This window comes from Marinobacter sediminum (assembly GCF_016820575.1).
Lineage (GTDB): Bacteria > Pseudomonadota > Gammaproteobacteria > Pseudomonadales > Oleiphilaceae > Marinobacter > Marinobacter sediminum.
Map to the genome: position 1 here is coordinate 845,031 of NZ_JAEMQH010000001.1, position 20,421 is coordinate 865,451.

General features: G+C 59.4%; 21 protein-coding genes. 13 read left to right on the plus strand and 8 right to left on the minus strand.

Annotated elements, in window-relative coordinates; genetic code table 11:
• The first annotated feature begins 22 nt into the window (after nucleotides 1-22).
• The 7 genes from FGO67_RS03715 (at nucleotide 23) to FGO67_RS03745 (ending at nucleotide 6,037) form a co-directional block, all read left to right on the plus strand.
• Entirely contained in the window at nucleotides 23-889 is an 867-nt protein-coding gene (locus FGO67_RS03715) for an energy transducer TonB (protein WP_203299366.1), read from the plus strand.
• Nucleotides 886-1,452: a YqgE/AlgH family protein gene (locus FGO67_RS03720; protein WP_203299367.1), complete on the plus strand. Its 567-nt coding sequence runs from the start codon at nucleotides 886-888 to the stop codon at nucleotides 1,450-1,452. The genes FGO67_RS03715 and FGO67_RS03720 overlap by 4 nt, the downstream gene beginning before the upstream one ends.
• Nucleotides 1,445-1,888 carry a Holliday junction resolvase RuvX gene (gene ruvX / locus FGO67_RS03725; protein ID WP_203299368.1) on the plus strand — a complete coding sequence of 148 codons (444 nt, stop codon included), beginning with the start codon at nucleotides 1,445-1,447 and terminating at the stop codon, nucleotides 1,886-1,888. The genes FGO67_RS03720 and ruvX overlap by 8 nt, the downstream gene beginning before the upstream one ends.
• Nucleotides 1,889-1,920: 32 nt before the next feature.
• Nucleotides 1,921-2,430 carry a bifunctional pyr operon transcriptional regulator/uracil phosphoribosyltransferase PyrR gene (pyrR, locus tag FGO67_RS03730; RefSeq protein WP_203299369.1) on the plus strand — a complete coding sequence of 170 codons (510 nt, stop codon included), beginning with the start codon at nucleotides 1,921-1,923 and terminating at the stop codon, nucleotides 2,428-2,430.
• Between the two features lie 59 nt (nucleotides 2,431-2,489).
• Complete coding sequence (locus FGO67_RS03735) at nucleotides 2,490-3,503, plus strand: aspartate carbamoyltransferase catalytic subunit (protein ID WP_203299370.1); 1,014 nt, start codon at nucleotides 2,490-2,492, stop codon at nucleotides 3,501-3,503.
• Nucleotides 3,500-4,807 carry a dihydroorotase gene (locus tag FGO67_RS03740; protein ID WP_203299371.1) on the plus strand — a complete coding sequence of 436 codons (1,308 nt, stop codon included), beginning with the start codon at nucleotides 3,500-3,502 and terminating at the stop codon, nucleotides 4,805-4,807. The genes FGO67_RS03735 and FGO67_RS03740 overlap by 4 nt, the downstream gene beginning before the upstream one ends.
• A gap of 243 nt (nucleotides 4,808-5,050) precedes the next feature.
• Complete coding sequence (locus tag FGO67_RS03745) at nucleotides 5,051-6,037, plus strand: putative solute-binding protein (RefSeq protein ID WP_203299952.1); 987 nt, start codon at nucleotides 5,051-5,053, stop codon at nucleotides 6,035-6,037.
• 48 nt (nucleotides 6,038-6,085) lie between these two features.
• Here FGO67_RS03745 and FGO67_RS03750 read toward each other — a convergent pair whose 3' ends face one another.
• A complete protein-coding gene (locus FGO67_RS03750) occupies nucleotides 6,086-6,358 on the minus strand; it encodes an HU family DNA-binding protein (protein ID WP_203299372.1) in 273 nt (90 codons plus the stop codon).
• A gap of 360 nt (nucleotides 6,359-6,718) precedes the next feature.
• Between FGO67_RS03750 and FGO67_RS03755 the strand changes: the two genes are divergently transcribed.
• Nucleotides 6,719-7,708 (plus strand): hypothetical protein, encoded by a 990-nt coding sequence (locus FGO67_RS03755; protein ID WP_420844498.1) that lies wholly within the window; start codon nucleotides 6,719-6,721, stop codon nucleotides 7,706-7,708.
• A 7-nt stretch (nucleotides 7,709-7,715) separates the two neighbouring features.
• Nucleotides 7,716-9,794 (plus strand): TRAP transporter large permease subunit, encoded by a 2,079-nt coding sequence (locus tag FGO67_RS03760; protein ID WP_203299373.1) that lies wholly within the window; start codon nucleotides 7,716-7,718, stop codon nucleotides 9,792-9,794.
• Between the two features lie 66 nt (nucleotides 9,795-9,860).
• On the opposite strand, the gene FGO67_RS03765 is transcribed toward FGO67_RS03760, so the two are convergent.
• The 6 genes from FGO67_RS03765 to mutM form a co-directional block, all read right to left on the minus strand.
• Nucleotides 9,861-11,393: a phosphoenolpyruvate carboxykinase gene (locus FGO67_RS03765; protein ID WP_203299374.1), complete on the minus strand. Its 1,533-nt coding sequence runs from the start codon at nucleotides 11,391-11,393 to the stop codon at nucleotides 9,861-9,863.
• Between the two features lie 172 nt (nucleotides 11,394-11,565).
• Entirely contained in the window at nucleotides 11,566-12,420 is an 855-nt protein-coding gene (gene hslO / locus FGO67_RS03770) for an Hsp33 family molecular chaperone HslO (RefSeq protein ID WP_203299375.1), read from the minus strand.
• A gap of 81 nt (nucleotides 12,421-12,501) precedes the next feature.
• A complete protein-coding gene (hslR, locus tag FGO67_RS03775; RefSeq protein WP_041342202.1) occupies nucleotides 12,502-12,909 on the minus strand; it encodes a ribosome-associated heat shock protein Hsp15 in 408 nt (135 codons plus the stop codon).
• A gap of 41 nt (nucleotides 12,910-12,950) precedes the next feature.
• On the minus strand, nucleotides 12,951-13,640 hold the full coding sequence (gene yrfG / locus FGO67_RS03780; RefSeq protein WP_203299376.1) for a GMP/IMP nucleotidase: 690 nt from the start codon (nucleotides 13,638-13,640) through the stop codon (nucleotides 12,951-12,953).
• 86 nt (nucleotides 13,641-13,726) lie between these two features.
• On the minus strand, nucleotides 13,727-14,059 hold the full coding sequence (locus FGO67_RS03785; protein ID WP_203299377.1) for a hypothetical protein: 333 nt from the start codon (nucleotides 14,057-14,059) through the stop codon (nucleotides 13,727-13,729).
• Nucleotides 14,060-14,256: 197 nt separating this feature from the next.
• Complete coding sequence (gene mutM / locus FGO67_RS03790) at nucleotides 14,257-15,069, minus strand: bifunctional DNA-formamidopyrimidine glycosylase/DNA-(apurinic or apyrimidinic site) lyase (protein ID WP_203299378.1); 813 nt, start codon at nucleotides 15,067-15,069, stop codon at nucleotides 14,257-14,259.
• A gap of 235 nt (nucleotides 15,070-15,304) precedes the next feature.
• Here mutM and FGO67_RS03795 point away from each other — a divergent pair, with 235 nt between their 5' ends.
• A complete protein-coding gene (locus tag FGO67_RS03795; protein WP_203299379.1) occupies nucleotides 15,305-16,483 on the plus strand; it encodes a DesA family fatty acid desaturase in 1,179 nt (392 codons plus the stop codon).
• 58 nt (nucleotides 16,484-16,541) lie between these two features.
• On the opposite strand, the gene rsmD is transcribed toward FGO67_RS03795, so the two are convergent.
• Nucleotides 16,542-17,189 (minus strand): 16S rRNA (guanine(966)-N(2))-methyltransferase RsmD, encoded by a 648-nt coding sequence (gene rsmD, locus FGO67_RS03800; protein ID WP_203299380.1) that lies wholly within the window; start codon nucleotides 17,187-17,189, stop codon nucleotides 16,542-16,544.
• A 159-nt stretch (nucleotides 17,190-17,348) separates the two neighbouring features.
• Between rsmD and ftsY the strand changes: the two genes are divergently transcribed.
• Genes ftsY through ftsX form a run of 3 tightly spaced genes read left to right on the plus strand, consistent with a single transcriptional unit; the run spans nucleotide 17,349 to nucleotide 20,286 of the window.
• On the plus strand, nucleotides 17,349-18,572 hold the full coding sequence (ftsY, locus tag FGO67_RS03805; RefSeq protein WP_203299381.1) for a signal recognition particle-docking protein FtsY: 1,224 nt from the start codon (nucleotides 17,349-17,351) through the stop codon (nucleotides 18,570-18,572).
• A gap of 30 nt (nucleotides 18,573-18,602) precedes the next feature.
• Nucleotides 18,603-19,292: a cell division ATP-binding protein FtsE gene (gene ftsE / locus FGO67_RS03810; RefSeq protein WP_203299382.1), complete on the plus strand. Its 690-nt coding sequence runs from the start codon at nucleotides 18,603-18,605 to the stop codon at nucleotides 19,290-19,292.
• On the plus strand, nucleotides 19,282-20,286 hold the full coding sequence (gene ftsX / locus FGO67_RS03815; protein ID WP_203299383.1) for a permease-like cell division protein FtsX: 1,005 nt from the start codon (nucleotides 19,282-19,284) through the stop codon (nucleotides 20,284-20,286). Before ftsE ends, ftsX begins: the two co-directional genes overlap by 11 nt.
• Nucleotides 20,287-20,421: the final 135 nt, after the last annotated feature.

A 20,421-nucleotide genomic window follows, 5' to 3' on the forward strand; every position in this document is an offset into this window, starting at 1 on the left:
AACGATTTAACCAGGATCTGGAATGGCAGTTCAGGTAAGCGACTTCGACCGGTTTTCCTTTACCCTTTTTATGGCGCTCGCGGTGCACGCCATGATTGTGCTGGGGATTACCTTTGCCCCGGAGCCGCCCCGGTCTTCGGCACAGACCATGGAAATCACCCTGTCCCAGTTCGAGGACGAACAGGCACCGGAAGAAGCCGATTTCCTGGCTCAGACCAATCAGCAGGGTAGTGGCAGTGAGGAACAGGCCGAAGAAATGACCACGCCGAATCCGGCCCAGGTCAGCCAGCCGGAAGAGGCCCAGGTGCAACCGGAGCCGCCTTCGAAGACTGAGCCGCAGCCCGTTCAGGAAAAGCAGGTGTTGCAAACTGAAGCCCAGTCCAGTCGCAAGGTTGAGCAACCGAAGGAACGCACCAAACCGGTTGAGGAGCCGGTTCCGGTTCGCGAGAAGAAGAGCCTGATGGAGCGAAGCCTGGAAATCGCCAGCCTGGAAGCACGGCTCGATGCCCAGCAACAGGCCTACGCACGCAAGCCGCGAGTGATGCGGGTGACGGCCGCCTCGACCCTGAAATCGACCAACGCCTGGTACGTGCAGAATTGGATCAGCAAGGTCACCCGGGTTGGCAACATCAATTACCCCACCGAAGCACGACGCGCTGGAATTTACGGCACACTTCGAATGCTGGTTTCCCTCCGTAAAGATGGCACAATCAAGGAAGTGGCGGTGCTTCAGTCCTCCGGCAGTACGGTGCTGGATGACGCCGCCATCCGAATCGTCAGAATGGCAGCGCCGTTTGCGCCATTCCCGGACTCCATGGGCGAGAAGGTGGACGAATTGGAAATCATACGAACCTGGTCTTTCCAGCGGCGGGGGCTGACTTCAGGATGACAGCATCAAAGCATTCTCCCAATAGCCTGAGGCACCACTTCCTGGTGGCGTCGCCTTATCTTGCGGACCCACGTTTCCACGGCGCGGTGATCTACCTGTGCGAGCATTCCGACGACGGCGCGCTTGGCCTGATGATCAACCAGCCCCTGGACATCCACTTGGGTGAAATCCTGGAGCAACTGGATATGCACGGCGGCGAGCTTGACCTTCCGGTCTACAGTGGCGGTCCGGTAGAGCCTGAGCGGGGCTTTGTCCTGCACCCGCCGGGAACCAGCTGGCAGAATACCGCCGAGGTGACCGACGACGTTCTGTTGACCACGTCCCGGGATATTCTGGCCGGCATCGGTCAGAACCAGGGGCCGGAGGAATTCCTGGTTGCTCTGGGCTATGCCGGCTGGAGTGAAGGTCAGCTTGAACAGGAGCTGGGCAGCAACTCCTGGCTGACCTGTCCCGCCTCTACCGACATTATTTTCCGCACCCCCTGGGAAGATCGCTACAAGGCGGTGTTGAAACTAATCGGTATCGATCTGAACCAGCTCAGTGAGTCCATTGGCCATGCCTGAACCGGGCAACCGCCGAGTGCTGGCCTTCGATTACGGCACCCGCCGCATCGGGGTGGCCTCGGGCCAGGAAATGCTGGGCACCGGTCAGCCGGTGGCAATGATTCCGGCCCGGGATGGCATTCCCGATTGGTCCAGAGTAGAAGCATTACTGCAGGAATGGCAGCCGGACCTGGTGGTGGTCGGGTTGCCGCTGAACATGGACGATACCGAGAACGAGATGTGTGCCCGGGCCCGGAAGTTCGGCAACCGACTCCACGGCCGCTACCATGTGGCGGTCGAGATGGTGGATGAGCGCCTGACCAGTTTCGAAGCCAAGGGTGAGGTGATGGCCGCCGGGGGGAGTCGCGATTTCGGCCGCCACGGCGTTGATGACCGGGCCGCCGTACTGATTCTGGAAACCTGGTTTGGCCTTCAGCGTGACCGGGTTGACCACTGACCGATCAAGGCCTCTACAACAGCGAGGAAGTAATGACCGCACTGCTTGATATCGACCAGTTGCTGAATGAGCTGGAAACCGGCCTGCGCCAGGTTTTGGCAGACCGGGGCGTAGACCAGCCGGCATTGATAGGCATCCGGACCGGTGGTGTCTGGCTCGCCGATGTACTCAGCAAGCGCCTGGGCCTCGATGAGCCCTTCGGTGAGCTGGATATTTCCTTCTACCGAGATGATTTCAGCCGTATTGGCCTGAACCCGAGGGTAAAGCCTTCGAGCCTGCCGTTCGATACCGAAGGTCGTGACGTGATTCTGATCGACGACGTGATCATGAGTGGCCGGACCATCCGAGCTGCCATGAATGAGATCTTCGACTATGGTCGTCCAGCCAGTATCATTCTGGCCACTCTGATTGATCTGGGCGCCCGGGAACTGCCGGTGCAGCCTGACGTTGTTGGCCGGACCCTGGCCCTGGAAGCGCACCAGCGGGTGAAGCTGCGAGGTCCCGATCCCTTACACATTGAGCTGCAGGAAGCCGGACATTGATTCGGCTTTTTTTGGCCATACGCTAACGACAAGAAACCCGAACCGCATACAGGCGACTCATGACCGCAAACGATCCTTCCCCGCACCACTTGCAGCTGACCCGGGATGGTCAGTTGCGCCATTTCCTGACCCTCGATGGTCTAAGCCGTGATCTGTTGACCGACATTCTGGATACCGCTGATTCCTTCATCGAAGTGGGGGAGCGCACCATCAAGAAAGTTCCGCTGCTGCGGGGACGCACGGTGGTAAACCTGTTCTTTGAATCCAGCACCCGCACCCGGAGTACCTTCGAATTGGCGGCGAAGCGACTGTCCGCCGACGTGCTCAATCTGGATATCAGCACCTCTGCCACCTCCAAGGGCGAATCCCTGTCCGATACCTTGCTGAATCTCGAGGCAATGGCCAGCGACATGTTTGTCGTGCGTCATTCCCAGAGTGGTGCGCCACACTTTATCGCCGAGAGCGTCACGCCCGGGGTGGCCATTATCAATGCCGGCGATGGCCGTCATGCCCACCCGACCCAGGCAATGCTGGACATGCTCACCATTCGCCAGCACAAGGGCGGATTTGAGGGATTGAAAGTCGCCATTGTCGGAGACGTCCTGCACTCACGGGTGGCGCGCTCGCAGATCCGGGCCCTCAATGTGCTCGGTGTCGCCGAGGTGCGGGTAATTGCGCCGGGCACGTTGTTGCCCAAAGATGTCGAAAGTCTGGGCTGTACCGTGCACTACGACATGGCCGAGGGCATGAAAGATCTGGATGTGGTGATCATGCTTCGGCTCCAGAACGAGCGAATGGAAGGTGCCCTGTTGCCCAGTGAGCGGGAGTTCTATCGGCTGTACGGACTGAACCGGGATAAGCTGGCGCTGGCGCATCCGGACTGCATTGTGATGCATCCGGGCCCGATCAACCGTGGGGTGGAAATTGAATCGGCGGTGGCCGATGGGCCGCAGTCGGTAATCCTGAATCAGGTGACCAACGGCATCGCGATCCGCATGGCGGTGATGTCCATGGCCATGGGCGGGCAGCTTGCCGAACGCCAGCGCACGCAGACTCAGGGAGGACAGGTATGAGTCGTTCAGTTCGAGATGGCGGCGCAAGCCTGAAGATTGTTGGCGGGCGCCTGCTGGATAGCCAGGGTACGGACGCCGAGAACACCGCTCTGCTCATTAAGGACGGCCACATTGTGGCCATGGGCGAGGCGGCAGCACGGGCCGGTGCCGACGAAACCGTGAATGCCGAAGGCTGTGTCATCAGTCCAGGCTTTGTTGACCTGCACTGCAACCTGAGGGAGCCGGGCAACGGCCAGAAAGGTAATATCGAGTCGGAAACCCGGGCGGCCGCCCACGGTGGCTTCACCACGGTGTGCGCCTCGCCGGAAACATCGCCGGTCAATGACTCGGGTGCGGTGACCAACCTGATCCGGGATCTGGCCAGTAACCGGGCCTCCGTTCACGTTCTGCCGGTGGGTGCCATCACCCGGGGTCTGGAAGGCGAACTGCTCAGTGATATGGCGGGCCTGGCCGCTGCCGGCTGTGTCGCGGTGGGTAATGGCGGCCGGGGTGTGCGTAATGCCCGGGTTCTGCGCCGGTGTATGGCCTACGCCCAGACCTTTGGCCTGACCGTTATGTTCAGGCCGGAAAATCAGGCCCTGGCGGCGGATGGCTATGCCCACGATGGCCTAGTGACGTCCCGTTTAGGGCTACTCGGCATCCCCGAAGTGGCGGAAACCACGGCGGTGATGGAGATGATCCTGCTGGCCGAAGAAACCGGGGCGCGGCTGCACCTGAGCCAACTGTCCTGTGCCCGCAGCGTCGAAATGCTTGCCGAGGCGCGCCGCCGCGGTATTGCGGTGACCGCCGACGTGGCTATTCATCAATTGCTGTTCACTGAAGACGCCTTGGCCGGCTTCGACAGCCGTTTCCATGTCAGGCCGCCGCTGCGCAGTGAACGCGATCGGAAGGCGCTGCTTGCCGGTGTCCGGGACGGCGTCATCGATGCCATCGTCAGTCAGCATCAACCCCACGATACAGCGGCCAAACAGGCGCCCCTGGCGGCCACCGAACCGGGTCTGTCCAACATTGAGAGTGTTCTCTCCCTGGGTCTTGAGCTGGTGGAACTGAATGAGCTGGGTCTGCCGGAGCTGATGCGGGCGCTGACCTCGGGGCCGGCTTCGGTTCTTGGACGCAACGCCCGATTGGCTGAAGGTGAAGTGGCCGACCTGTGCGTGTTCGACCCAGAGCACTACTGGACACCGGCCGACGATACCCTGGTCTCGGTGGGCCGCCATGCGCCGGTCACCGGTCGCGAAGTGCCGGGTGTGGTTCGCCTGACTCTGGCCGCAGGTAAGGTCGCCTGGCAACATCCGGCGACCTGAACACGGAATCGGATCAAAATGCGGCAGAGGTAGTGATACCTCTGTCGACACCATCACAGAATCTCCTGTTGTTCCTGAAAAGCCCTTGATGACAGCCACCGGTGCCAACGTATCCTTACCGGGGCCGGCTACTGTCAGCCAAGGAAAGCGGGCCAGTTGGTACACCTGGACGTACCGACGCCCGACAATAAAAACATCAGGAGTGCTCCCGTGACATCAGCAACCTTCCCGCATCGGGTGGCCATGGCTGCCGCCCTGTGTGTCAGTCTTTTTTTTCCTTCCCTGAGCCATGGCCAGGGTGAAATGCTGGAGCGCAGCTTTTGCGTATTCGATCCGGTAGGTGCCAATGGCCCCCTGTTCGCCATCACCAAGACCTTCCAGCCGGTGGCCCTGAAGCAGGGCATCAAACTGAATCTTCGGGCCTATACCGATGAAAAGGTGGCCGCCGAGGACTTCAAGGCGGGCCAGTGCGATGCTGTGTTGCTCACTGGCACCCGGGCCCGGGAGTTCAACAAGTTCACCGGCAGCCTGGAAGCGATGGGAGCCGTTCCCGGCGAGCAGGAGATGCGCCTTCTGTATAACACCCTCAGTCAGGCCAAGGCTCGACCCTTCCTGATTGACGGCCTCTATGAAGTCGCCGGTGTGTTCCCGGGTGGGGCGATTTACCTGCATACCCGTGACCGCGGTATCGATTCCGTGGAGAAGCTCCAGGGCAAGCGCATAGCGACCCTGGATTATGACCAGGCGTCCGTGCGCATGGTCCGGCACGTTGGTGCCTCGGTGGTGGGCTCTAACTCGGCCAATTTTGCCGGCAAGTTCAACAATGGCAGTGTCGACCTCGCCTACGCCCCGGCGGTTGCCTACACCCCACTTGAGCTCTACAAGGGCGTTGAGCCCAACGGTGCCGTAGTAAAGTACGCGATTGGCTACATGAACTTTCAGGTGATTATCCACCGTGACCGATTTACGGATGAGGCGGTCCAGATGGTGCGTAATCAATCGATTAAACGCATTGATGAGGCGTACGACATCATCGCCCAGGCCGAAGCGGAGATTCCCGAGACGGTGTGGATGAACCTGCCGCAGGAAGACACCGCCGAGTACGACAAGATGCTGCGCAAAGTGCGGCTGTCGCTGCTGGATGATGGGGTTTTTGACGAACGGGCCATCAAGTTGATGAAGGCGATTCGGTGTCGGGTGGACGCAACCCGCGCAGAATGTGCTTCCTGAGGGTGATTTGAGAGGTAAAGGGGCCTGCCTGCGCAGGCCCCGTCTTAGTCAGCTGATTTTTTCCTTAAGTCCCTTGCCGGCCTTGAAGCCAACAGTTTTGCTGGCCGGGATGCGAATGCTGGCTCCGGTTTGCGGGTTCCTGCCATCCCGCGCTTCCCGGGAGCGAATATTGAAGGTACCAAAACCGATCAGGGTGACGTCTTCACCCCTCGCAGCGGCCGCAGAGACCTGATCGGTGAACGCGGTAATCACCTCGCTGGCCTTGTCGCGGGTTAGGCCGGTTTGATCAGCGATAGCAGCAGCTAGTTCGGGTTTGCGCATCGGATACTCCTTTTTTTATTTCTGTTTTGGTCTGGGTGCTGGCTACAGGCGCGATGGCCCGCAGTTGGTCTCATCTATAGTGGGTTGGCGTTCAATGTGCAAATTCCGGCACCGGGATTTACCGCGGTGTTTGGCGTCATTTGCGGCGTCGGTCTCATAAAAACAGGATCTTGTGAGCCATAATGCGGCCTTGGTTACAGTCTGTAACACGGTGGGTTGGGTCGGATCGGCGGCATCATGCCCACGCAAAACGCTGAGAATAAAAACGCCTAAGGTAGACCTACGATGACAGATCCCCTGACTCACTCACTGGAACGATCACTCGTCTGGCCCCGGCTGAAGGGATGGTGTGCCACGCTGATGGCAGGGGCGTTGCTCAGTGGCTGTGGAGCGGTCAACAACATGCTCTACAAGACCACGGGCGACGTCATGCAAGGCTTCTCCCGGGATCACACAGTGCCTTATCTGCTGGAAAGCAGCGATCTGGCCATGGGCTGTGCCATGAGTGAGGCTACTGCGCCGCTGCTGATGTCCTTCGGTCGGGTCACCTCTGAGCCGGATCAACTGGCCGTCATGCTGTATCTTTCGGCTGGTGGTTGCGCCGAGGAGAAGGCCCGGGAGTTCGAGTTGGATGGTCTGGCGGCCATGCACGCCATGAATGCCAACGAAGCCGAAGATGCCCTGATTCGTCAGAAACGCGCCTATGTGCTGGCTTCCGAGCGCTACTTCAAGGGCTGGAAGCATCACAATGCCTATTACGGTGCGCCCGGAACTGGCGAGTGTCCGGATTTTGCCGATGACAAAGATGAGTTCATTTACATGGCGGGCCTGTTGTCGGGTTTGCAGGCACTGAATGCCCAAATCCAGTCCACATCTTCCATCGGGGTACCCGCCAACGTCGGCTCGATCGTCGCCCGGGCAACCGAATGTCTTGAGAACGACAAGTGGTGGGGAGCCCCCATGGCGCTTAGGGCGACCGTCTGGGCCATGATCCCGGGCGCAGAGCCGGAAGGTGAAAATGCCTTCGAGCGCCTCGATATTGCCGGAGGGCAGGGCGAGGCGGCAGGGGTTCGCCTGCCGCACGTATTCCACGCCATCGCAGCCATCAACAAGGGTGACCAGGATCTGGTCAAGCACATTATTCGGGAGCACGCGCGCTCGCTGGAGCAGACGCCCGCCAACGCCGACTGGCGATTTGTAGATGCCATGGCCACCAACATGATCGTCGCCATCTCCGATCGGCTCTGGGTGGAGAATACCGGCCATCGAACCCCTCTGGGCCAGCTGGGCAGTTTTTGGGATGACCAGTCGGAAGAGGTAGAAACCATGAACCTGGACGACCTGTTGTAACTTCGCCATGTCCCAAAATGTAGCGCTTTCCAAGGTTGGAGTCCGTCGCAGCGGGTTGGAGTGGTTCTCGTCTCTGCCCGCCTGTCTGTTGCTGTTGGCGGTGGTGGTGTTCTCGACCAGCAGCGATATTCACAACCAGATGCTGCGCGGGGGCGAGCAACTCTGGAGTGGCTACTATAAGCTGCGGATGGATCCGATTGAGCCCACCTGTAACGCTAACCGAGATGTTGATGCGGCCGTTGCGGCGGAATTGGCGGAAGCGCCGGCCAGCGACGATCCCATGGCGGCTCTGCTCGGCGCGGTGGAGAAGAATCCGGCCGAAGTGCGGCTTGCCATCGAGCGGTCGCTGGCGGATTGTCGGGAAGCCTACCAGAGCTACCAAAGCCTTCAGGGGCAGCTGACGCTGGGTGTCAAAGCTTACCGGGCCGTTGAGCTGTTCATTGCCGATCTGATTGCCTTCGGGCTGTCGTCCCAACGCTATATCCTCGTTCTCCTGGTCATGCTGTGCGCGGTAACCGCCACGCTGACCCGCCACCACATTGCCATGCGAGCCATGGAAACCCGGCTCGACTACCTTGTGTCCCATACCCTGCAAACCATCGCCAACGCCATGTTGCTGGGGTCCAGTGTCATATTCCGCCAGTCCACCCTGGGGGCGGAAACCTCGGTCTCATCGGAAGAGTTGCTGCTGCATAATTTCTGGATTGCGGGCTTTGGCTGCCTGACACTGGCCAGCCTGTACCGCTTGTTCCGGGTACCGGAAGAGCTGGAAGAGGGCGGCAATCTGAACAAGGCGTTCCTGGCCGTGCCGCTCTACACCGGGATGTGTCTGATCTCTGGCAGTTACTTTGCGCTGATCGGCCATGCCTCGGGAATTGGCATCTATCTCGGCAAGATGATGGAACTGTCCGACATGTTCCTGAATGTAGGCTTGTACGTTTGGGTTGGCATGATGCTGAAGCAGACCCGCCTGGCCACCCTGGTGTTCAATGTTTTCCGGCCCTGGCGAATGCCGCCGGAAATGCTGGCCGTGGTCGCGGTATTGGTTGCTGCCATCCCGACCGCCTATACCGGTGCTTCGGGTATCTTTGTGATTGCGGCCGGTGCGGTCATCTACAGTGAGTTACGGGCCGCGGGCGCCCGACGTCAGCTGGCGCTGGCGGCTACGGCCATGTCCGGCTCGCTCGGTGTCGTGTTGCGTCCCTGCCTTCTGGTGGTGGTGATAGCGTATCTGAACCGGGAAGTCACCACGGACGAATTGTTTGGTTGGGGCATTTGGGTGTTTGTCCTGACCGCCACGATGTTTCTGCTGGTGGCACTGATGGTGAATCGCCAGAGCAAGTTCGAGTTGGCGCCGTCTTCAGTGGCGCTCCCGGCCATGCTGCAAGCAATGAAGCCGCTGATTCCCTATGTGCTGGTAATCGTTGCCGTAGTGCTGCTGTACCGAACGGCGTTGGATGTCAGCATGGATGAATTCTCTGCGCCACGCCTGTTGCCGGTGATTATGCTGGCGATCCTCGCGTACGAGCACTTTGGCCTGAAATCTCGCCCGGGCAGGGCCTCGGGCGAGCCTGACCATCCGGGCCTGGAAAGCTGCGTGAGGAGAGCTACCAACGACACGACAGCGGAAATCGGTGCCCTGCTTCTGCTGTTAGGACTGTCCGTTAGTATTGGTGGTGTCATCGAGCGTTCCCACATCATGCAAAGTTTTCCACAGGCGTTCGACAGCGCCTGGTCTGCCATGCTTCTGATGGTGGTCATCCTGGTCATACTGGGCATGATCATGGACGCCTTCGGCGCGGTCATTTTGGTCACGGCAACCGTAGCGACCATAGCCTATGCCAGTGGCATTCACCCGATTCACTTCTGGATGGTCACCCTGGTGGCCTTCGAGCTGGGATACCTGAGCCCGCCGGTGGCGCTCAACCATTTGCTGACACGGCAGGTGGTGGGTGAGGCAGAAGTGCTGGCGGCCCAGCAGGAATCCGGTACCTTCTACCAGCGCCATGAACGCATCATAATGCCGCTCATCGCCATGGGGATTTCTCTGGTGCTGGTGGCGTTCGTGCCACTGTTGTTTTATTAGCTCCAGGCTTCAGCCACAAAAAAAGCGCCGTGCTTTCGCAGGGCGCTTTTTTTCGTTCGGGCTGGCTTAGAGCTTCGGGCCGGCCTCAACAATCGCGTCAGAGACGTCGAACTTCTTGAAGTTCTCAACGAACTGGGAGATCAGCTCGGCGGCTTTGCCGTCGTAGTACTCTGGGCTGGTCCAGGTGTTACGTGGATTCAACAGCGAGGAGTCTACCCCGGGGATGTACTTGGGTACGTCCAGGTTCAGGGTCGGCAGGTGCTCTGTTTCCACGTCGTCCAGATCGCCGTTCTGAATGGCGGCAATGATGGCGCGGGTGGTCGGAATGCTGAAGCGCTGGCCTTCACCGTAAGGACCGCCGGTCCAGCCGGTGTTGACCAGGAACACCTTGCTGCCAAACTCGTCCATCCGCTTCATCAGCAGCTCGGCGTATACGCCAGCCGGACGGGGGAAGAACGGCGCGCCAAAGCAGGTGGAGAAGGTGGACTTGAGCTTGGACGATGAGCCCATCTCGGTGGAGCCGACCAGCGCGGTGTAACCACTCAGGAAGTGGTAGGCCGCCGCTTCTTTGGTCAGGATCGATACCGGGGGCAAGACGCCGGTCATGTCGCACGTCAGGAAGACGATGTGCGAAGGCTCTCCGGCACGGTTTTCAAGCACACGCTTTTCCACATGCTCAAGCGGGTAGGCGCAACGGGAGTTTTCGGTGAGCGAGACGTCGGTGTAGTCCGGTTCGCGGGTTTCCGGATCGATGGTGACGTTTTCAACGATGGCACCAAAGCGGATCGCATCCCAGATGATGGGCTCGTTCTTCTGTGACAGGTCGATGCACTTGGCGTAGCAGCCACCTTCGATGTTGAATACCGTGCCGGGGCCCCAACCGTGCTCGTCGTCACCGATCAGGAAGCGATTCGGATCAGCGGACAGCGTGGTTTTACCGGTACCGGACAGGCCAAAGAACAGGCAGGTCTGGCCGTCTTCACCGACGTTGGCTGAGCAGTGCATCGGCAGAACGTCTTTTTCCGGCAGCAGGAAGTTCTGCACGGAGAACATGGCCTTCTTCATTTCGCCGGCGTAGTGCATGCCCGCCAGCAGGACCTTGCGCTTGGCGAAGTTGATCATGACCGTGCCGTTGCTGTTGGTGCCATCGCGCTCGGGATCGCACTCAAAGTTGGCGGCGTTCAGGATCTGCCATTCCTGTTTGTCGGCCGGATTGTAGCTGTCCGGACGAATGAACAGGTTGCGACCAAACAGGTTCTGCCACGCGGTTTCGGTGGTCATCTTGACCGGAAGGTAGTGCTCGGGATCGGAGCCGACGTGAACGTGAGAGACAAACTGGTCTTTTTCGGCAATATAGGCCTCAACACGATCCCAGAGGGCGTCGAACTTTTCGGCGTCAAACGGGCGGTTGATCGGACCCCAGTGGATATCATCAGCGGTGCTCGGCTCTTCGATGATAAAGCGGTCCATGGGAGACCGGCCTGTGCGCTCACCGGTTTTCACAACCAGTGAACCGTTAGCAGCTAGCTGGCCTTCGTTACGTGCCAGTGCCTGCTCGACCAGTTGTGCTGTACTCAGATCATTATAAGTGTTGCTCACTTCGACCTCGCCCTTGGGATGTCTTCGTGATTGCTCAGGCCGCCCCCAAAATTTGGCGGAAATCTGAACAATCGGGTCAATTCAGGCGCGCTATTATGCCAGAGGCGCCGGTAAAAAACGACTGCCCCGGAAGCCGCGCCATGAGCGGGTTCCGGGCATGTGCATGAAGGTGTCAGTGTAACGTGTGACCGGTGAAAAGATGATCAATATCGTTCCTATCGAAGCGATAGTGTGCGTGACAGAATTGGCAGTCCATGTCGATCTGGCCCTGTTCATCCAGGATGCTGTAGCACTCATCTTTGCCAATCGCTTCCAGGGCACCCAGGGTCCGTTCCCGGGAACAGCTGCACCGGAAGGCAACGGTCTCGGGTTCGAACAGGCGCACGGTTTCCTCGTGGAACAGCCGGTGCAGGACGGTTTCACTGTCCAGCTCCAGCAGCTCTGACGCCTCCACGGTGCGGGCCAGGTGATTGACTCGCGCCCAAAGGTCGTCGTCCTGTTCTGTGGTGCCCGGCATGCGCTGCAGCAGGAGGCCAGCTGCGCTGTGCTCATCGGCGAATAGAATCAGGCTGGTGGCAATTTGCTCGGACCGCTCGAAGTATTCCTCCAGGCAGCCGGCCAGGCTGTTTTCTTCCCGAGGTACGACGCCCTGATAGCAGTTGCCTTTGTTCGGGGTGATGGTGATCGCCATTCGGCCCTCGCCGAGCATGTTGTGCAGGTTTTCTTCGCTCACGGCGTGCTCATCGAAGCGGGCCAGGCCGCGAATGTAGCGGTCATGGCTGCATTCAGCCATCAGGGTGCGGAGCGGGCCTTCGCCCTGGGCCTGCAGAGACAGAGTGCCTTCGAACTTGAGGGTGCTACTCATCAGCACGCTGGCCACCAGCGCCTCGCCCAGCAGGCCGCGAACGGAATCGGGATAGGGGGCCTGGCTGCCGATTTCTTTGAAGCTTTCCCCCAGTTGGACCCAGGCGCCCCGGACTTGGCTGTCCTCAAAGATAAAGCGCTGGAATTGGTCACGGGATGCCATGGTGTATCTCCTGAAAAAAACTGAGTTGGGCTCAGAGCCGAGCCCGGTTTTGGTCGTTCGGCGCGTTGCGCTGGAAAAGAGTCAGATGTTGTTCTGCTCGCGGAAGCGCTGGATGTCACGGCGGTCTTTCTTGGACGGTCGCCGCGCCGGTGGTAATTGGGCGGCCTGCATGGTCTTGCGTTGCCACGCGAGGTCTTCCCGTTTTTTAATGCTGTCGTCAGTCTCGTGATAAAGCTTCTGGGCTTCGGGGGCGCCCCGACGACGGTCGCTGATGTCGTCAACGATGATGACTTTTTCCTGCCAGCCCAGTCGCAGGGTCAGCTTTGCGCCGGCTTCCACCATCCTGCCGGGCTTGCAGCGCTGACTGTTGTAGTGGACCTTGCCGCCTTCAATGGCTTCTTTGGCCAGGGAGCGGGTTTTGTAGAAACGCGCGGCCCAGAGCCATTTGTCGAGTCTTACGCGGTTGTCGTCAGTGGTGGGTGCCGCCATGTCTCCTCGCCTGATGAACGCCTGAACTGATTATAACCTGCTCACCGACCGGATGGCAGAGACTGACGCTGACGCAACGCGGGCAGCACTTCGTCGAAGTGGTGAATTCCGGGAATGTCCGGGTGCTTCTCATGCGCTGCTTGCTGACTGTCGGGTGCCAGGATCGCCAGGCACTGGGCAATGCCGGCATCGCGGGCACTTTCAAGAACCGGGAAGCTGTCGTCCACCATCAGTGTTGAGCTGGCCTGGTAAGGCGCCAGTTGATGCAGATCCTGCCAGAATTGCCGGTCTTCCTTTGCGCGTCCGAGCTGGTGACTGGATACGATGTCATCGACCCGCTGGTCCAGCCCGGTTCGTTCCAGTTTCAGTCTCAGGGGATCCGGATGGCAGTTGGTGACAATCACTGTGCGTAGGCTCGACTCGCGCAGGGCGTCGAGGAAATCGATGACGTGGGGGCGGTAACCAATCTTGTCGCCCACTTCCGATTTCAGTTCGGTGATGTCCAGGGCCAGCCTGTTGCTCCAATAGTCGGTGCAGTACCAGTTCAGGGTGCCGCGTTCGGCCATGATCATCGGAATGACATAGTCTTTGGCGTCCTGATGGGCGAGGTTGTGCCGCTCTGCGTAGCGCAGGGGCAAGTGTTCCAGCCAGAAATGGGAGTCAAAATGCAGATCGAGAAGGGTTCCATCCATGTCGAGGAACACCGTCTCCAGCGAGGACCAATTCACCATAAGCACAAACAGCCTAAAGATTTTTCTTCAGGCTGCCGCAGAAATCCGGCCTTGGCAAGCCGGGATAGTACGGATTCGTTGCGGTGTTACTCGGCGCTTTGCTGAACCGGTTCTGGCTTGCGGCCAACCCGCGTGCAGCCCAGGCAGCGAACAAACGTCGCCTTGGCAGGACCCACGACCAGGACCTCGCCAGCTTCTCCGGCATTCCCGCCCAGCAATGAGAACGGCAGTGACACCAGGTAGACGGCGCTACCAATAACAGTGGTGGCCAGCAGTAACGGGCGGGCGAAAATGGCATCACCGGTCATCGCCAGCGCAGAGGGACTTTCGTCCACCGCCTTGGCATGTCCGACAGAAGAAAACGCCAACAGGCAGGCGGCCAGCGTGGCCATCAGTGTGCGGGAAATCTTTCGAGTCATCGTACTGTCTCCTGAACTTGTCGCCCCTGTGGTTTCTGTCGCGCCCGATTGTGCCGACCGCACCCTTCTGGACGCCGAGTGGACGCTGAATATGCCTCCCAGTTTAAATGAAGGGCATGAAATCTCTGTTAACTATGAATCATATTTGCGTATTTTCAAACGATTTTTCGTTGCAAATTGTGCATTTGTGTCGTTGGCTATCGCTGACAGCGGGGGCAGTAGACAGTGGAACGATTGTTCATCCGGATTTCCTTTAAAGCGGTCTCGCACTCAGGGCACGGAGCGCCGGTTCGTCCATACACCAGCAGTGACTGGGCGAAATAGCCCGGTTTGCCATCGCTGTTAACAAAGTCCCGCAGGGTGGTTCCGCCCATCAGTATGGCCGCGCTGAGGGTTTCACGGATCGCCTCGGCGAGCAGGTGGTAGCGGTCCAGGCTGATGCGCCCAGCCTGCCGTCTGGGGTGAATGCCGGCCTTGAACAGGGCCTCGTTGGCGTAGATGTTGCCCACGCCCACCACCACGTGGTTATCCATGATGAACGACTTGACCGGGGTTTTTTTGGACCGGGATAGCCGGTACAGCATGGCTCCGTTGAACTCCGCTGACAGGGGTTCGGGTCCCAGGTTGGCAATCAGCGGATGGCTGTCGGCGGCGTCTGACCACAGCCAGCAACCAAACCGTCGCGGGTCATTAAAGCGAAGGACGACACCGCTCTGTAACTTAAGCTCGACATGATCGTGGGTCATAGGCGGCGCCTGGTCGGAAATGACGCGCAGGCTGCCGGACATGCCCAGGTGAACAATCACCGTGCCGCCGTCCAGGTTCAGAAACAGATACTTGGCACGCCGATCCACGGAGCGGATGGTCTGGCCTTCGAGGCGTTCGGCCAGGTCATCCGGTACCGGCCAGCGCAGGCTGGCATTACGGACCGTGACCTGGATGATGCGCTGCCCTTCACAATGGGGGGCGATGCCGCGCCGGGTAGTTTCAACTTCGGGTAATTCGGGCACGCGGTGACACTCCGGGCAGTTAGGGTTGTCGGCTGGTTGGTAGACCAAGGCTAATTTGGAAACACACTCAGTGTAATCAGTAACAAAATTGCAGCCAAATACGGTTGTGACAGCGAACACCTGTACGCTAAAGTGGCATCATTGGCTTGTTGCCCCCCTACGAAGGTCTGATACTCTCCGGTTCTCTCTCCTTCGGGAATGGCGCAAGTCGCTGAATTGATTTGAGGATTTTTTTATGTGGTTTAACGGTCTTCTTGACCTGTCGGTGATGCAACTGATTCTGGTTGCGCTGGGTATGACCCACATCACCATTGTGAGTGTAACGCTCTACCTGCACCGCCATTCGGCCCACAATTCGCTGGACCTGCACCCCGTTCTGAAGCACTTCTTCCGCTTCTGGCTGTGGCTCACCACGGCTCAGAACACCAAGGAGTGGACGGCGATTCACCGGAAGCATCACGCCAAGTGTGAAACCGAGGACGATCCTCACAGTCCGGTTGTACTGGGCATCAAGAAGGTGCTGTTCGAGGGTGCTGAGCTTTACGCCACTGCAGCCACGCCGGAAACCCTGGAGCGTTATGGCCAGCGCACCCCGGAAGACTGGATTGAACGCAATGTATACAGCCGCTACAAGATGCTGGGTGTGTCGTTGCTGGCAGTGATTAACCTGGCACTGTTCGGCGTGCATGGCATCTGGATCTGGGCCCTGCAGATGATGTGGATTCCAGTCTGGGCCGCAGGCGTCGTGAACGGCCTTGGTCACTGGTTTGGCTACCGCAACTTCGAGTGCACCGACAATGCCCACAACATCTCTCCCTGGGGAATTTTGATTGGCGGTGAAGAGCTGCACAACAACCACCACACCTACCCGAACTCGTCCAAGCTTTCGCGGCGGTGGTACGAAGTGGATATTGGCTGGGGTTACATCCGTCTGTTCCAGCTGTTTGGCATGGCTAAGCCCAAGGGATACCGGCCGATTGCCCATCATGTGCCGGGCAAGCAGGAAGTGGATGTTGAAACCGTACAGGCCATCGCCAACAACCGGTTCGACATCATGCGCCAGTACCGCAAGCGCGTCATGGAGCCAGCACTGCGTCAGCAGCGAGCGCTGATGGATGACGAAATCTGGCCGCGTTATCGCAAGCTCAAGCAGCTGTTGTCACGTGAAATCACGCTGATTCAGCCGAAAGAAAAGGAAACCCTGGAATCTGTCCTTGAACGAAACGCCATGCTGCGTCAGATCTACGACAAGAGCCACGAACTGCAGGCGCTGTGGCGTCAGCGTGGTCTCAAACCCCAGGAAAAGCTGAACGCGCTGATGGAATGGTGCAAAGAGGCGGAGGCCAGTGGCATTCGCTATCTGGAAGAGTTCGCCGAGCACCTGCGAGCCTATTCACTCAAGCCCGCAGCCTGAACTGAGAACCCCGCTTCGGCGGGGTTTTTTGTGGTCGAATGCCCGCCCAGTGATTCCGTCAGGCGGTGTGTTCCTGCTCAGGGCTGACGCGAAACAGGCAATAGGTAACCTGGCCTGCGGTCTTCTGGCGATGCAAATGCCAGTGGGCCGGTACGGTTGGACTCGCTCTCTCGCTTTCATGCTCCAGATAGACCCATCCCCCCGGTTTTACCCAGCCCTGATCGTCCAGTACGGGCAGGATGGTCTCGAGCCAGCCCTGGCGAAAGGGTGGGTCCATGAAGATGATGTCGAACGGATCCCGGGTGCGGTGGGCCAGGTAGCTGTCGACGCTGGCGCACTCCACCGTGCCCCGGTCTGATTTCAGCAGCCGGAGGTTATCCCGAAGTGCCCGTGCCAGGCTCGGCGTGTGATCGACCAGTGTGACGGCGCCGGCCCCCCGGGACAGCGCTTCCAGGCCCAGAGCGCCCGAGCCGGCAAACAGGTCGAGGCAGTCGTTGCCAGCGGTGTGAAACGACAGCCAGTTAAACAGGGTTTCACGGGTTCGGGCCGGCGTGGGTCGCACGCCGCCGGCGTCGGGAAAGCGCAGTTTTCGGCTGCGCCAGTCACCGCCGATGATGCGGAGTTCACCCATGCCGCCTCCGGAGCCCTGGGAGCCGCGGCCGGGCGAATTGAGCGAGCCCCGGCCGGCGGGTTTTTTGCGTGCCATTTAGTTAACTCCAGCAACCTGTCTGTGTCAGTGCGTAGCCCGTATGGTAGCGGAAACCGGGGCGGGCGGGATAATTCCGGCAACCCTCACTTCGGCAGGACAGTCTGCTAGAATGTCGGCCTAATTTCTCCCGCCCATTCGGATTGATGGTATGACTTTATGACGGCAGAGTGGATTTCAATTGGCCTGTTGGCCCTTCTCGTACTCGTTTTCGTGTTGGATATTGCCGGCAATCGCAGCCGGGTACCGCGTCCCAAGCCGGTGCCTCAGCGCAAGCCGGAGGTGGCCAAAGGGCCCGCACCGGCCGAGCCTGCGGGAAAAACCAGTACAGAAAAGGCGAGTGTAGAAGGCCCTGCGGCAGAATCGGCTCCGGCCGACGCCAGGCCTGAAGCAGTCGAGGCCCCTGAGCCTGTCGCTACCCCTGAGCCGGCAGCAGAACCCGAACCAGCTCCAGAGCCGGAACCCCAGCTCAGTGTCTTCGAGCGCATCAAGCAGGGCCTGGGAAAAACGCGGGCCAGCCTGACAGGTGGTATGGCCGATCTGTTCTCCGTGGGCAAGAAGATCGACGAGGACCTGCTCGAGGAAATTGAGACCACCCTGCTGATGGCGGATGTGGGTGTTACCGCCACCTCGGAAATCATTGAATCGCTGACCGACAAGCTTGAGCGTAACCAGCTCAAGGATGGCGAAGCGCTGCGTAAGGCCCTGCGGGACGAACTTCACGGCCTGTTGAAAGACGTGTCCAAACCTCTGGAGGTGGATTCTGGCAAGCAGCCGTATGTCATCCTGATGGTTGGTGTGAATGGGGTCGGCAAGACCACCACCATTGGCAAGCTGACCAAGAAGTTCCAGAACGACGGCAAGTCGGTCATGCTGGCCGCCGGTGACACCTTCCGTGCCGCGGCCGTTGAACAGCTGCAGGTGTGGGGCGAGCGTAATAACGTTCCAGTGGTAGCCCAGCACAATGGTGCTGACAGTGCGTCGGTGATTTTCGATGCGATCCAGTCGGCCCAATCCCGTGAGGTGGATGTGGTGATCGCCGACACCGCTGGCCGTCTCCAGAACAAAGATAACCTGATGAACGAGCTGGAGAAGGTCGTCCGGGTAATGAAGAAGCTGGACGACACCGCGCCCCATGAAGTAATGCTGGTGTTGGATGCCGGTACCGGCCAGAACGCCCTCAGCCAGGCCCAGGTGTTCCAGCAGGCGGTCGGTGTCAGTGGTATTACCTTGACCAAGCTCGACGGCACCGCCAAGGGCGGTATCGTGTTTGCCATTGCTCGCCAGTTGCAGTTGCCCATCCGCTTTATTGGCGTGGGTGAGCAGGTGGATGACCTGCGCAGTTTCGACGCCGAAACCTTTGTCGATGCCCTGTTTGATTAAACCTCGGCACGACCGGAGCTGCAGCCTGCCATGATTGAATTCCGCCAGGTGACCAAGCGCTACGACAGTGACCACACCGCCCTGCGCCAGGTGAATTTTGGCCTGGATCGGGGCGAGCTGGCGTTTCTCACCGGCCACTCCGGTGCCGGGAAAAGCACGCTGTTGAAACTGATTATGGTGATGGAGCGACCGAGCGCGGGGGAGCTGATCGTAGGCGGTCAGGTTTTGAATCGGTTGCCTCGCCGTCAGATTCCCTACATCCGGCGTCACATTGGCGTGGTCTTCCAGAATCACCAGCTGTTGTTCGATCGCACCGTTTTCGACAACGTCGCCATGCCGTTGGAAGTGATGGGAGCGTCACCGCGGGATACCGGAAGGCGAGTGCGGGCGGCCCTCGACAAGGTTGGGCTGCTCAGCAAGGAAAAGATGAATCCGATGCAGCTCTCAGGCGGGGAGCAGCAGCGTGTGGGCATTGCACGGGCGGTGGTGAACAAGCCACCGGTGCTGCTGGCAGATGAGCCTACCGGTAACCTGGATCCGGCGTTGTCGGCCGACATCATGAACCTGTTTGGCCAGTTCAGTCAGGTGGGTGTCACCGTGCTGATCGCTACTCACGACATTGCCCTGATTAACGAGATGGGGCGTCGCACTTTGACCCTCGATCACGGTCGCCTGATTGCCGGTGGCCAGCCGTCCTCAGGGGGTGTAAGTGGCCACTGACCCACGCCGAAAGCCTGAGGCGGCCCGTGGCGCGGCGGCTTCCCGCTCGCCCTGGCGCCAGCAGGCAGAAAGCTACCTCAATCACCACCGGAAAGTGGCTCGGGACAGTGCCGAGCGACTTTGGCGCAACCCCGTGGCCAGCTTCATGACCTGGGCCGTGATGGGGGTGGCATTGGCGCTGCCCGTGGCGCTGTTGTTGCTGCTGACCAGCCTGGAAGGGATGAGTGCGGGTTGGGAAAGCAGTGCCCGTCTGACCGCCTACCTGCAGCTGGAATTGCCAGAGGAGCGCGCCCGCGAGCTGCGAGAGGAAATCGCGTCCGACGGTAGGGTTGCCGGGGTGGAACTGGTCAATCGCGATCAGGCGCTGGCGGAATTTCGGACATCTTCTGGTCTTGAAGAAGCGCTGGACTATCTGGACGACAATCCACTGCCGCATACGTTGCTGATTACCCCAGAACAAGGCGCCCGCTCCGAGGCGGGCGTTGAAGGTCTGGTGAACTTTATCCAGGCCATGAATGGCGTGCAGCGGGTGCAGGTTGATTTGGGCTGGTTGCAGCGCCTGAATGCAATGACGGACCTTCTGGCACGTGCGGTCTGGGCGCTGTCCCTGTTGCTGGCGGCGGCAGTTGTTCTGGTCATCGGCAACACTGTGCGGTTGTCGATCGAAAGCCGTCGGGACGAAATCCTGGTGGCCAAGCTAGTGGGCGGAACTGACGCCTTTGTGCGGCGGCCGTTCCTGTATACCGGCGCATGGTTTGGCCTTGGGGGTGGGGTGGTCGCATTCATCCTTCTGCAGCTGTCCCTTTGGTGGCTCAGTGGGCCGATTGAACGTTTGGCAGAGCTGTATCGAAGTGAATTCACCTTGAATGGTCTTAATGTCGATGGCGCGCTGGCGTTGATAATCGTTGCGATGCTGTTAGGCTGGCTAGGCGCTTGGGTTGCCGTAAAACGGCATCTGGATGACATTGAGCCGGGCGAAATTGCTGGCGGATGATCTGGATAGCGGAAAAACCGTATTGAAAAGGCAGAGAGGTCTGGCGTAGTTTGAAGCTAGAGAAAACCTTAGTGAATTTTCCAGGCATTTGATTTTTAACGAGTTACTGGAATTTTCGGGAACTTATTTGGGTCT

Coding starts and splice junctions, on each gene's coding strand:
- FGO67_RS03795 (WP_203299379.1), top strand. CDS start 15,305: ATGTGGTTTAACGGTCTTCTTGACCTGTCGGTGATGCAACTGATTCTG.
- rsmD (WP_203299380.1), bottom strand. CDS start 17,189: ATGGCACGCAAAAAACCCGCCGGCCGGGGCTCGCTCAATTCGCCCGGC.
- FGO67_RS03785 (WP_203299377.1), bottom strand. CDS start 14,059: ATGACTCGAAAGATTTCCCGCACACTGATGGCCACGCTGGCCGCCTGC.
- FGO67_RS03720 (WP_203299367.1), top strand. CDS start 886: ATGACAGCATCAAAGCATTCTCCCAATAGCCTGAGGCACCACTTCCTG.
- FGO67_RS03760 (WP_203299373.1), top strand. CDS start 7,716: ATGTCCCAAAATGTAGCGCTTTCCAAGGTTGGAGTCCGTCGCAGCGGG.
- FGO67_RS03745 (WP_203299952.1), top strand. CDS start 5,051: ATGGCTGCCGCCCTGTGTGTCAGTCTTTTTTTTCCTTCCCTGAGCCAT.
- FGO67_RS03715 (WP_203299366.1), top strand. CDS start 23: ATGGCAGTTCAGGTAAGCGACTTCGACCGGTTTTCCTTTACCCTTTTT.
- FGO67_RS03755 (WP_420844498.1), top strand. CDS start 6,719: ATGGCAGGGGCGTTGCTCAGTGGCTGTGGAGCGGTCAACAACATGCTC.
- yrfG (WP_203299376.1), bottom strand. CDS start 13,640: ATGGTGAATTGGTCCTCGCTGGAGACGGTGTTCCTCGACATGGATGGA.
- FGO67_RS03735 (WP_203299370.1), top strand. CDS start 2,490: ATGACCGCAAACGATCCTTCCCCGCACCACTTGCAGCTGACCCGGGAT.
- FGO67_RS03740 (WP_203299371.1), top strand. CDS start 3,500: ATGAGTCGTTCAGTTCGAGATGGCGGCGCAAGCCTGAAGATTGTTGGC.
- ruvX (WP_203299368.1), top strand. CDS start 1,445: ATGCCTGAACCGGGCAACCGCCGAGTGCTGGCCTTCGATTACGGCACC.
- hslR (WP_041342202.1), bottom strand. CDS start 12,909: ATGGCGGCACCCACCACTGACGACAACCGCGTAAGACTCGACAAATGG.
- ftsY (WP_203299381.1), top strand. CDS start 17,349: ATGACGGCAGAGTGGATTTCAATTGGCCTGTTGGCCCTTCTCGTACTC.
- pyrR (WP_203299369.1), top strand. CDS start 1,921: ATGACCGCACTGCTTGATATCGACCAGTTGCTGAATGAGCTGGAAACC.
- FGO67_RS03750 (WP_203299372.1), bottom strand. CDS start 6,358: ATGCGCAAACCCGAACTAGCTGCTGCTATCGCTGATCAAACCGGCCTA.
- hslO (WP_203299375.1), bottom strand. CDS start 12,420: ATGGCATCCCGTGACCAATTCCAGCGCTTTATCTTTGAGGACAGCCAA.
- ftsE (WP_203299382.1), top strand. CDS start 18,603: ATGATTGAATTCCGCCAGGTGACCAAGCGCTACGACAGTGACCACACC.